Source organism: Nocardioides faecalis (genome assembly GCF_018388425.1).
Lineage (GTDB): Bacteria > Actinomycetota > Actinomycetes > Propionibacteriales > Nocardioidaceae > Nocardioides > Nocardioides faecalis.
In genome coordinates this window covers 1,386,165-1,398,551 of the sequence record NZ_CP074406.1, presented here as the reverse complement: position 1 = coordinate 1,398,551, position 12,387 = coordinate 1,386,165, and the positions used below count along the sequence as shown (strand labels likewise).

Below are 12,387 nucleotides of genomic sequence, written 5' to 3'. Positions count from 1 at the left end.
ACTTTCCGAAGTGACCCAGCCCTGCCAGATGCCTGGCGAAGTCGTGATGTAGATGTCTAGATAGTGGCACTCGTCCACGGCAGTCCGGGAAGGTCGACTTCGACGGATCCTGGCAACGGGGCAGCGCTCGCGGCTCGACCGCTCAGTAGATCTCCGCGACGTCATTCTTGTCGTAGGAAGTCGGGTTAGTGAGCCCCTTGACGTGACATCCTTGCCCGTGGTCTACGTTCATGACCTTGTTGCTCCCTGCGGACGTGTGAGCCAGGCCAATGACATGACCCATCTCGTGGACGACGACGCACTTCTTCTTTGCTGAGGTGTCCGCCGCATACGTGCACGTCGAGTGATCTGGGAGCAGGCAGTTGAAATGCCTCCTGTTCAGCCAGCCGGCGTTTATTTTGATTGACCCGTACGTATATGTGCCCGAAGAGTGGCTCGGGCCGGGCGTCCCAATCCCAAGCCAATCGGTCGGTCCGTAGTTGTTGACGGCCACGGAAACCGTGGCCGACGTAGCTGAAACCGCCGAGATGGTGAACCCGCCGAACTTGGTCCACCCCGCTGCTGCTGAGGTGACAGGGCTGTCGTAGCCGGAGTAGCCGTTGAGCTGGCTGAAGTAGGTGTAACTCGGGTTCCTCCACTTTCCACCTAGGGGATTGGCCTTTGACGGTTCTGGGGCCAGTGTGCCCGCCGCGACGGAGAAGGCGACGGCGGAAACGCACGCCACCATGACCCGGAGCTTGCGCTGCTTGGGGAGGGGCTCCTGCACAGTTTCGTTGATGTTAGGCATTCGGCGTGATCCTCCGGTTGTGCTTGCGCAAGATCGAACTGTGCTACCCGTGGCGAAAAACATACCCCCGTTTTCTGGAGGATTGCTCCTGCGCGGCTCAATCTTTACCGGAACGATCAGGGCTGAGGTACCGGCAGCCGTCGCATCGCGGTAACTCGGCTTCACCCGTGCATGATGCCGAGCCGACTGCTCATACCCGCACGCGGCAGGACCGCGGCATCTAGTGCATTCCGCCCAGAATGACGCGAGATCGCCGCCTCTTGCTCGGACCTAGCTCCCGCGTGTGATGTCGCCGCAACGCGGGCAGCACACTCGGCCGCCGTCCGATGTAGTGCTGATGAACTGCCCGGACAACGGCAGGGACTACCTACCGCCCGCGGGATTGCCTGTACCGGGATCGTTGTCGGCCCGCGTCGACTCCGACGGCGTCGGCGGTGAGGTCGTCGATGGCGACGACCGGGAACGGGCTCTCCGTCACCAGGGGCATGAGCAGCGGCTCGCTGGTCACGACGGCGCCGAGCACCCTAACGTGAGTGCTTGCGGGGAGGCCAAGGTCGGCAGTGACCATGACGATGTTGTCGTGGAGCCAGTCGATCCGTCGCGAGTGGAGTTCGACAGTCGATCTCTTGCCGTTCTTCCCGGTGAACAGCTTCTCGACCTCGTTGGCGATCTCGACCGGCGTACGGGCGATCTCGAAGTCCTTGGCTTCAACGGCGAGGAGGGTGTTGCTGACCTCGTGGAAGGCGAGTACGTCGATGTCGCCGATGTCGTTGCCGTCCGGGTCGGCTACTCGGTTCTTTCCGAACTTCTTCACCGAGAGTCTGATGGTGAAGCCGAGACGGTCGAGCTTACGGGCGACCTGTTGCGCGAATTGGTCGTTGATTCGGCGTCTTGCCTGGGAGATGAACTTGATCATCTCGTCGGTCTCGGCTCGTCCCTGGAGCCGACCGGAGAGGAGGTTTTCGACCCAGTACGGTCCGAGCCGGTAGAGGGTTCGGAAGCCGAAGACGAGGTCAGTTCCTTGCTGGACGACGGGTCTCCGGATGTACGACATGTCTCGGTTGAAGCGCCATGGCACGGCGTCGTATCCGATCGACATGAAAGACGCTCTGGGGACGAGTGTGATCTTGTCGAGAACCCGCTTCACGGTCCCTTGGGTCAGACCCCTGCTCCTCGCAATCTCCGCGATGGCACGCGTTCGGTCGACGCGATTCACTTGGTCTGCGGCCGCGAGATCCAGCAGACCCCCACATACCTCGCGCAGATCGTCGAAGGTGAATCGGAACTCTGCGCGCGTTGCTTCGGCACTCGTTGCAAGGAACTCGGCGAAGTCGAACCGATTCGATTCGTCAGCGGAGCCTTCGACCGAGTCGTCTGCTTGGGCCTCACGGAGCGATCGGGACCCAGAGTTCTCGGCGTACATCTGCATCGCTTGGTGGACCGGGTGACCCCGCTCTACTCCGAGGCGCCCCGACTCGAGGATGGACACCTCGAAGTCTGCTAGCCGGTGATGCAGGAAGTCTGAAGCTGTTCCTCGTTCGGCGATCTCGCTCGCGATGCTGAGCAGTCGATAGTAGTCGCGCGTCTGGACTTGTTCGGTGCCGGTCGGCGGACGCGCTGCCACGTACTCGATTAGGAAACGGTTGGCACGCTGTGCAGAAGCACTCGCTTTGCGCTCCTCAACGAGATCGGTGGCAGCCTCAGAGTTCTCTCCGAAGCACGCGATTCGCGACCGGAGCATGAGGCCGAGGAACTTGGCATCGTGGAGGAGCGATTCGTTCTGCGCGATCAGGTACGCGAGCAGGTCGTGAGGCTCATATTCAGCGATCTCGCTTTCGAGGCGCTTGAAGAGGTACTTGACGGCCGCGTTGAGGGCAGCGACGCGGTCGTTCCCGTCGAGACCGCCCGTCGGGAAGTTGCCGCCTGACGGCGAACGGAGCCAGTCGCCCAGGTCATCGAGCAGCTGCGCGACGACTTGGGAGTGTCCTGTCAGCGGGCGAGGCAGCCCCTTCGCCCACATGTCAGGTGCCTGGCTTTGATCGAAGGCGTTGAGCATGCGCTTGGAACCGCTCGGTGCGACCGGATCCAGGGTTCCTGGCAGATCGGCAACCACTACAGCGAACAGGCCTTCCAGCAAGGCCGACACCAGCTCGCGCTCGGCGACGTTGTCTCCTTCTTGCAGGAGGGCAACGAACGTCTCGGTGATCTCGAAGTCGAAGCCACCTGCGCGTGGGGAGACGCGCACCGCAGGATCGGACTGCGACCAGTCGCTTGACCTGCGCCACGACTCGGGCGAGGACAGTTTGAGCACGATTTCAACGGTCGGATCGGCCGGTAGGACACCGACGCGATTCGCGCATTCCCAGACCCAGTAGGCAGCGCATTCCACGAGGTTGGCCTCGACACCTATCGGTCCGTGTTCGTCTAGGTCAACGGTGATGAAGACGCTGCTGTCGGTCAGCTCGACCACGTAGCCTCGGAAGGGACTGCGTGGATCGACGATGTAGATGCCGTGGCCATCGCTTCGGTATCGGCGTTGAGCAGGGACGATGATTTGAGGTTCACGCGGCGGCACGACTCCGTGCAGGTCGACCTCGAGTTGGTATTTGGCACGAGGCGCAAGCGCCTCTCCGGTTTGAAACAGCGTGAAATTCGGCGGCGGCCCGTCCGAGACGTAGAACGACTTCTCGGACGCCTTGTAGACGCTGAACTCGTCGAGGATGTCGGTGACAAATGCTTCCCCGGGCCGCCTGTCCTGCGCTTCGGCGAAGAGGAGCAGGCCCAGAGCGCCATCAGGCTCGTGATGAAGCATGACCTCGAGATCGTCTGACCTGACGATGAGCATCGGGTCGGCGTCGTTGATGTTGGGGACGCCCCAGAATGCGGCGCCGCCCGGGTTGTCGCTGATGACGAGGTGCAGGAGCGTCGAGGCGCTGGAGTACGTGCGACGCTCCTCAGGCGCTATGAGGTGGGCAAGGCGCGCCAAGACCGCCTGGGTGTCGTGCAGGTGGCCCCAGACGTTGGTATCCCAGTTGGTCAGCGGGTCGGTTGCGAGCACGACGTGAAGGTCGCGTCTGTCGTCGATCGGCAACAGATACCTGGAGACCAGGTCGTCCTCTTCGAGAAGGATCGCGGTCCTGTCGCGGTCGAGCAGGCGCATGACGCGATAGAGAGCGGCGGTTCGCCACCTCCGTCCCAGTTCCTCGAGTTGGCCGGCCTGCTTCGCGAAACGCAAGAAGTGGAAGCGCATTGTCACGAGGAGATCGAGGGGGAGCACCACCCGATAGCCGTCGGCCAGTCGAAGGAATGGATACATATGCAGACGGTCATCTGTGATCTCGTCGCCACAAGGCTCTGTGAGGGTTCCCGGATCGAGCGCGAAGGTGTCGATGACCATACGGAACCACGGGCCATACGAGTCGAGGTCGTCGTTCGATATGAACGCAGCAGAAGCGAGTTCTCTCAGCCGGGCCGCTCCGGGAACGTCAACGGGCGTCCGCGCAGACCCCAGCGGCAGCGTCCCCCGCCGGAGGCCGGCGCGCCTCAGGACAAGGTCGCTGACGATGAGCAGAGTGTGAACCATTCGGAATGCCGGCTGGTAGAGGTCTATGTCCATCCAACGCTCACGGAGCATCGCGTCGATGAGGTTCTTGACGTCAGCCACCGTGTGGTCCCCGGAGCCCGACGAGACAAGGTATGGGCCTCCGGCGAAATCGATGCTCTGCACAAGGACGTCGGAGTAAGGGTCTTCTTCCCGGAGGACATCAGGACCGCCGATGTCGTCCCTCTTTAGCAGCGCGCGGACAGCGCTGGCACTGGCCGCGGAGATTTGCCGGTCCCCAAGCGCCATGCCGAGAGCCGCCATCCTGTGCAGGCGCAGGTGCCGCGACGCGTTCTCCGGGAGCAACATCAACGCGGACGCAGCAGCAACGACGGACGGCCCGTCGACGGTTCGCGGGACGTTATCGATGCTGATGCTGGTCACGGCGGGATCTTCGCAGGCGGTACCGACAAACCCCGGGGCATCTCGATGCCCCGAACGCGGGTCATATCGCCGCCTCTGCCCTTGCACTTGTCACGCGCCGATGGAACTCGACGCCTCCACCGTGAACCCTGACGTGCATGCGGAGCCGCTTCCGGGGAAGTACACACAGCCAGCTGCCATTGGACGCCGCCCGCCTGTCCGATTGACTTCGACCCTCGGTCAGCTGTCTCGGTCTGCCGGAGTCTCCTCGACGGTCGGGGTGCCGTTCCCAGCCGACGCCAGGACGAGCTCGTCGTTGATCTTGATCGTCAAGGCGATCATCAGCCGCAGTGCCCTGTAGTAGGTGTCCTGGTGCTGGGCCTCGCCTTCGCCCTTGGGTTGGACTCCGTGCTGGTACTTATTGCGGAGCTTGGGGCCGTTGCTGAAATCGACCGAGTTCAGGTTGTAGTTGAAGTACGCGGCCTCTGCCTCGGTCAGCAGGGATGAGCGTCGCACCAGCCACCCTGCGTCGACCATCGTGTCTACGTGGGCGCGGGCCGCCTGATCGAGGTGGTGGTAGGCCACTGCCTCGTGGTGACTGAGTGACCTCAGGACCGAGAAGAGCGGGAAGTTCGTCAACACGATGCGCTGCCCTGTGTTCTCTGCGAGCCCGATCTCGATGAGCTTGTCGATCATCGGCCGCTGGAAGGCGTGCAGTGCCTCGTAAGGGACCTGGTTTCGGACCAGGAGGTCGACGGCGTTGTCGCCGCTCAGGTTCTCGTCGACGTAGGTGAGGTGTGACTGGTCGGAGAACAGGACGTGGAGGATTGACTGGATCTCGGGGTGGTCGGTCGCGTAGGCGTACTTGCCCTCGAGCGAGCTAGGGATGGCTCGGTACCGGACCAGGTCTGCGCCGGCGGTGGCCACGTCGTGGTCGATCTCGCCGTCCTCGATGAAGAGGATGTACTGAGTGGCGATCGACTCCATCTCTGCAAAGAGGTTGCGGCACCGCTCCAGGTAGTTCGCGGTGGAGCTGCTGGGGGTGAAGGCGAACCCGGTGATGCCGAGCTCCGAAGGAAGGTGCTCCTCGAAGTACCAGCGGAGCACTTCCTCGAGGTCGATGCCCCTCGCTGCGAGGAAGCGTTGGCACATGACCGTCTGCGAGAGAGTTGCGAGGTCCTTGGCTGTGAAGGCGTGTCCGGTGAGGTAGTCGTGGGTGCCATCGAGACCGAAGACGGACTCGAGACCGCGGCGCTCGCTGTCGACGGCCGGCATCGTCAGCAGTCCGTCCTCGGGCGCGAACTCGAACAGGAACTGGAAGTTATTGAGGACCGAGGCGTAGTCCAGGGTGTCCTCGAGCCGGGCCTCGCTGAAGGTGTACTCGATGACGGCGTCATCCAGAGAGACAGTCATCGGCTCGATCTGCGTGGCAGACACGGAGACCGAGCATCCGGTCCTGATGCCGGTGTTGGTCGCGAAGAACTCCTTCACCTGAGCGTCATAGCAGCGCCTGGCGTTGACGATCAGCCGCTTGTCGACACCGGTCTTGGCGTCGATCGGGGCGTTCGCTACGAGCCTCAGGTAGTTGCCGTTCGGGTTGTCACTGTCGATGTACTTCTGAATCAGAGCACGCTGGTCGGCCGGAGTGAGGCTGGCAGGGAGGAAGGTCTCCTTCCTGACTTGGTCCTCGAGGTGGTGCCGGATGACGAGCTCGGCTCGGTCTGGGTCGGCGAGGAGGAGGTCGCGGACCTGCGTGTCGTAGTTCTCGACGAGGCGCTTGCTGGTGAGCAGGTCACCGAGGTGAATGCGGGCACGGTCGAGGGCGGCCAGCATGGAAGTCGCACTGCACCGCCCGAAGACACCGAGTCCGGCCAGGAGCTCGAGAAGTTGCTCGTGGTACTGCCAGTCAACGTCGCTGAGCTTGTCATCAAGATCCTCGTCCTCGAGCGCGTGGAACCACTGGGCGACGACTCGTCGGATGGGGCGGGCCGCCTCAGTGAGCGTGGCCTGCTCGGCCTCGGACAGGTCCTTCGGCGGGAAGCCTGCCTCCACGAACAGGCGTGCGTTGTGGATCTCCAGAACGCCGTTGACGTCGTCGGGTGGGGCGGACGGGTTGAACCGCTGAATGATGTCTGCCGCCTCCTGGATCTGCCAGTAGGTGGCGTAGTCGCCGGCGCCGTAGAAGCGCAGGCGCATAGTGACGTCGTCGTCGATGTCCGCGGTCATGTCGTTCCTCCCCTGAGCCAAGGCCAACGCCGACCGGTCAGGCAGCCGGATCGAAGTTGGTCGCCTCACCATTGAATCTCGCACCACCGACACCGACCGAATAGGTTTCCACGCGGCTCGAGTGCCGCCGCCAGATGCTGTCGTATAGCCCTTCAGCCCGCGACGGGACGCATGCCCGGACGCCACTGGTCACGCCCAGTGGCGCAGGGATGGCACCTGGGCAGATGCCTCCGCATTGGCCTGGCCAAGCGTGCTCGTCCTCGGCACCTGAGACTCCGGTCAAGCCGGTCTGACACTAGCCCAGCCGGTGCGTCACTCCGCCGCCTATCAGCGTGTGCTGGAAGCGCACTCTCATGCCGAGAGTCGGGTAACGGCATGAGGAACTTTTCGGTGGCGGGCCGTTAGCCTGCCGTCGTGGATCTCCGCTCGGTGCGCGACGCCTACTCGTCGAAATCGCAGCAGTACGTCGACCTGTTCGACGGGGACTGGGACGCGGACAAGGCCGACGCGACGTTCATCCGGCGGCACCTCGCCGGTAGCGAAGGCCCCGTGCTCGACCTCGGCTGCGGACCCGGGCACTGGACTGCCGATCTGCACCAGCGCGGCGTCCAAGTCACCGGCATTGACGTGGTGCCGGAGTTCATCAGCCATGCTCGCGCCAACCATCCCGGCCCGGAATTCCGACTGGACTCAATGACCGACCTGAACCTAGCGGCCAACTCCATAGCAGGCATCCTCAGTTGGTACTCAACGATCCACGTTCCCCCGGCAGACCTGGACGGCGTGCTCGCCGAGTTCCGCCGCCTCCTTGCCCCGTCCGGCACGCTGGTCCTCGGGTTCTTTGACAGTGACGACGAGGTCGCCTCGTTCGACCACGCTGTCCACACCGCGTACCGCTGGCCGTGTGACCTGATGGTGCGACGCGTTACCGAGGCTGGATTCGCCGAGGTGGAGCGCCTACAACGGGAGTTCGCGGAGCGCCCGGGTCGGAAGTACGCCGCCGTCGCCGCGCGGGCAGTTTGAAACCGGACGAACGTCGCCGCGAAGTGCTACTTCGCCAACGGAGTGATGCCCATGCCACCCTGCGGGCCCGCCCGCTCATGCCGCGGTGAGTGCGTCTTACCGCCGCAAGTGTGCGCGCTCCGCACGCATCCCGAGGTCCGATGCTCAGGCGAGGGCGGAGTCGGGGATCCAGTTCCCATGGAATCCCTGCGGCACGCGGGCCGGGAGGTGGACCGTGGCCACCGGATGCCCGAAGTCGTGGGCATCGATGATCACCAGGTCGCTGGCGCCGCGCGCCGCGTCGTACACGTAGCCCATGAGCCAGCCGTCGTCCTCGCCAGCCGTGCCGCCAGCCGGGACGAACACCATCTCGCTGGCGATGCGGCCGGGGCCCAGGTCCACCTCGACGCTGGTGCCGCCGACAAGGTCGTGCTTGCGCACGGCGGTCCGAGGATCATCGCCCAGGGAGCCCAGGTCGAGCACCGAGGATGCGCCGATCGTGTAGCCGTAGCGGTGGCGGCTGCCGGTGAGTCGTTCGTCCCCGCGTGGGAACTCCGTGCCGCGATCGTCGATCGTCTCGGTGAGGACCTTGCGTGTCCGCGGGTCGAGCGTCCAGCGCTCCAGACGGGGGCGATCCGACACCGGCTCGCCGTCCTCGGCGAAGGCGTGGTCGTGCACCACCAGGTCGATGATCACTCGATCACCGTCGTCGAAGGCGTTGAGGGGGTGGTAGACGAAGCACGGCTCGACGTCGATCCACACGACGTCGGACCCGGCGCCGGCCCGGGGCAGGAGCCCGACCCGGGCCCCGTTGTCGGGGCGCCAACGGAAGGGCAGGGCAGCGCCCTGCAGGGCGAGCTCCAGGTCGAAGAGCACAGGCAGGTCGAAGAGCACGACCCGGGAGGCGGTCAGGCCCATGTCGTGCAGCATGACCGGAGCCGGAAGGTCGATGTCGACGGTGCTGGCGAGCTCCCCGGCAGAGTCGATCACGTGGTAGCGCAACGCGGGGTTGTCGAAGCCGTAGCTCATCACGTGCATCTCGCCGCTGTGCGGGTCGAACTTGGGGTGGGCGTTGATCCCGGCAGGGAGAGGGCCGCCGAAGTTGCGCGTGGCGACCGTGTCCAGGTCGCCCGTCAGCTCATAAGGCAGCGACCCCTCCGTCACGGCCAGGATCCGGCCGGCGTGGGCGAACACGTTGGTGTTGCCCGAGCCCGAGTACCACCCGCCGTCCTCGTGGGGCACGGGGGACGCGCCGAGGTGCGCGCTGGCCTCGGGGCTGCGCACCCAGCGGTTGCGGTACCAGCGTGGCCGGCCGCCGTGCAGGTCGACGCCGTGCACCATCCCGTCGCCCGCGAACCAGTGGTACGTGTCGGCCTGCGCTGCGAAGGGGTTGGGGCCGGTGCGGATGTACCTTCCCGCCAGGCCCGACGGAACCGCGCCCGTGACCTCGAGATCCGTGGCGGTCACCTCGGTGGCCACCGGCGCAAAGTTGCCGTCGAGGTACGTCGCTGCAGTCATCGCCTGCTCCCTGGAATAGGCCGCCGAGCCGACCCCACCAATAGACACCCTCTCCGACAACGCGTCAATCCGCGGCGGACGAGGTCTGCCGATGAGCGGTAGATTCCGCGCTGGCGACTGGGAGACTTCCGTGATGGATGAGGTCGAGATCGTTCAGGTGGATGAGCGCGACAACAACTGGGAGAACAGCCACCCTCGCTTCCGGGTACCTCCACGGCAGCGGTGAGACGCCTCCCGGTGTGCCCGACCCCTACAACGACGGCACCCAGAACCGCTGAACCGACCGCTCCCGCCGCGATGAGCGCACGGCCCCCTGCGTGAACGGGTCCGTGCGGCAGACTTCAGACGTGTCCGACCCGCTGCGCCGCCTGCTCGCCGCACCGCCGGACCTCCCGGTCACCGCGGGCCTGCCGGCGCTCGACGAGGCGCTGCGCAGCACCGGGACCGCGGTGGTGCACGCTCCGCCCGGCACCGGCAAGACCACGCTGGTGCCGCCCGCGGTCGCCCAAAGCGTCGACGGGCGGGTGGTGGTCACCCAGCCCAGCCGGATCGCGGCCCGTGCCGCGGCCCGGCGGTTGGCGCAGCTGCTGGGCGAGCCGGTGGGTGAGACGGTCGGGTACGCCGTACGCGGGGACCGGAAGGTCGGCCGCGCCACGCGGGTCGAGGTGGTCACCACCGGGCTGCTGCTGCGACGGATCCAGCACGACCCCGAGCTGGCCGGCGTCGGCGCCGTCGTGCTCGACGAGGTGCACGAGCGGCACCTCGACGCCGACCTGACCCTGGCCCTGCTCGTCGACATCCGCGCCAACCTGCGCGACCTGTCCCTGGTGGCGATGTCGGCCACCATCGAGGCCGAGCGGACGGCGTCCCTGCTCGGCGGAGCTCCCGTGGTCACCGTCCCCGGTGCCCTGCACCCGGTGCAGACCGTCTGGTGCCCGCCGCCGCCGGGCGTGCGCCGTACCGACGACCGCGGCATCACCCCGGGCTTCCACGACCACGTCGCCGCCACCGTCCGCCGTGCGCTCGCCGAGCACACCGGCGACGTCCTGGTCTTCGTGCCGGGTGTCGCCGAGGTCGACGCCACCGTACGACGCCTCGCCGGCCTCGACGTCGACGTGCATCCTCTGCACGGCCGGCTGCCCGGCGCCGCGCAGGACCGGGCGCTGCAGGAGGGACCGCGGCGCCGGGTGGTCGTGTCCACGGCGGTCGCCGAGTCGTCGCTGACCGTGCCCGGGGTCCGCATCGTGGTCGACGCCGGGTTCTCCCGCGAGCCGCGCACCGACCACCGCCGCGGCCTGGCCTCCCTGGTCACCGTCGCGGTCAGCAAGGCCGCGGCCGAGCAGCGGGCCGGACGCGCCGGACGACTGGGGCCCGGCGCCGTGCTGCGCTGCTGGTCCGAGGCCGAGCACGCCCACCTCGCCGCGCACCCCGAGCCCGAGATCGCCACCGCCGACCTGACCGCGTTCGCACTGGAGGTGGCGTGCTGGGGCAGCACCGACGTGCGCGACCTGGCACTGCTCGACCAACCGCCGGCGCACGCCCTCGCCAGCGCCCGCGAAGTGCTCGTCGAGCTGGGTGCACTGACCGAGGACGGTCGGGCCACCGCACGCGGCCGCCTGATCGCGGGCGTGCCGACCGACCCGCGCCTGGCCCGCGCGCTCCTCGACGGCGCACCGCTCGTCGGCACCAAGCGCGCCGCCGAGGTGGTCGCGATGCTCAGCGAGGATGTCCGCGCCCCCGGCGCCGACCTGGTCGCCGCGCTCCGCGGGTTGCGTGCCGGGGAGCGCTCCGGCGCCTGGCGCAGCCAGGTCACCCGGCTTCAGAAGATCGCCGACGCGCAGGCCGCTCAAGAGTCCGACAAGGGCGCCGGTCACTCCCACCGCCTGACCGACGACGTCGCCGTCGGGCTGGTGGTCGCGCTGGCGCACCCGGACCGGATCGCGCGCAAGCGCGCCGGCTCCTCGAGCTACCTGATGGCCTCCGGCACCGGCGCCGCCCTCGACCCCCGCGACCCGGGGCCGCTGGCCGGCCTGGAGTGGCTCGCGGTCGGCGACGCCGAGCGCCGCGCCGGGCAGCGTGAGGCACGGATCCGCGCCGCTGCGCCGCTCACCGAGGACCTGGCGCTGGAGGCCGCGGGGTCGGTGTGGCGCGAGGTCGACGAGGTCACCTGGACCGGCGGGCGGGTGGTGGCGCGGCGTCGTACGTTGCTGGGCGCGATCGAGCTCAGCTCCGTCCCGCTCCCCGATCCGCCCACCGAGGCCGTGGCCGCGGCGATCCGTGAGGCGCTGGCCAGTGAGGGCATCGGCCTGCTGACCTGGACCGAGGCCGCCACCGCGCTGCGCGCCCGCCTCGACTTCCTGCACCGCGCCCTCGGCGACCCGTGGCCCGACGTCAGCGACACCGCGCTGACCGAGAACCTCGAGTCGTGGCTCGGCCCCCAGCTGGCGCGGGTGCGCTCCGCGGCCGACCTGCGCCGCATCGACGTCACCTCCGCGCTGCGGGCGCTGCTGCCCTGGCCGCAGGCCGGCCGGCTCGACGAGCTGGCCCCCGAGCGGGTGCAGGTGCCCAGCGGATCGACCGTGCGGATCGACTACACGGGCGAGCAGCCGGTGCTCGCCGTACGGCTGCAGGAGGTTTTCGGCTGGAGGGACGTGCCGGTGCTCGCCGACGGCCGGGTGCCGCTGCTGCTGCACCTGCTCTCCCCCGCCCGGCGTCCCGCCGCCGTCACCGCAGACCTCGACTCCTTCTGGGACAACGGCTATCCGGGGGTGCGCGCCGACCTGCGCGGGCGCTACCCCAAGCACTCCTGGCCCGAGGACCCGCGCACCGCCCCGGCCACCGCCCGCACGAACAATCCGCGGCCCCGGCGGTAGCGGCCGGCCTAGGATGC

6 protein-coding genes are annotated in these 12,387 nt (G+C 67.1%); 2 read left to right on the top strand and 4 right to left on the bottom strand.

The genetic code is table 11. From position 1 onward, the window contains the following. Positions 1 to 142 precede the first annotated feature (142 nt). From KG111_RS06490 to KG111_RS06480, 3 genes are all read right to left on the bottom strand, one after another. Entirely contained in the window at positions 143 to 787 is a 645-nt protein-coding gene (locus KG111_RS06490) for a zinc metalloprotease (RefSeq protein WP_205291562.1), read from the bottom strand. Positions 788 to 1,154: 367 nt separating this feature from the next. After that, entirely contained in the window at positions 1,155 to 4,772 is a 3,618-nt protein-coding gene (locus KG111_RS06485) for an anti-phage protein Upx-like protein (protein ID WP_205291563.1), read from the bottom strand. 219 nt (positions 4,773 to 4,991) lie between these two features. Further along, positions 4,992 to 6,977 (bottom strand): hypothetical protein, encoded by a 1,986-nt coding sequence (locus tag KG111_RS06480; protein ID WP_205291564.1) that lies wholly within the window; start codon positions 6,975 to 6,977, stop codon positions 4,992 to 4,994. Between the two features lie 414 nt (positions 6,978 to 7,391). Here KG111_RS06480 and KG111_RS06475 point away from each other — a divergent pair, with 414 nt between their 5' ends. After that, on the top strand, positions 7,392 to 8,000 hold the full coding sequence (locus KG111_RS06475; protein WP_205293126.1) for a class I SAM-dependent methyltransferase: 609 nt from the start codon (positions 7,392 to 7,394) through the stop codon (positions 7,998 to 8,000). 144 nt (positions 8,001 to 8,144) lie between these two features. On the opposite strand, the gene KG111_RS06470 is transcribed toward KG111_RS06475, so the two are convergent. After that, positions 8,145 to 9,497, bottom strand: a complete 1,353-nt coding sequence (locus KG111_RS06470; protein ID WP_205293002.1) for a carotenoid oxygenase family protein — start codon at positions 9,495 to 9,497, stop codon at positions 8,145 to 8,147. 347 nt (positions 9,498 to 9,844) lie between these two features. On the opposite strand from KG111_RS06470, the gene hrpB reads away from it, so the two are divergent. Then, a complete protein-coding gene (gene hrpB, locus KG111_RS06465; RefSeq protein WP_249666329.1) occupies positions 9,845 to 12,370 on the top strand; it encodes an ATP-dependent helicase HrpB in 2,526 nt (841 codons plus the stop codon). Positions 12,371 to 12,387: the final 17 nt, after the last annotated feature.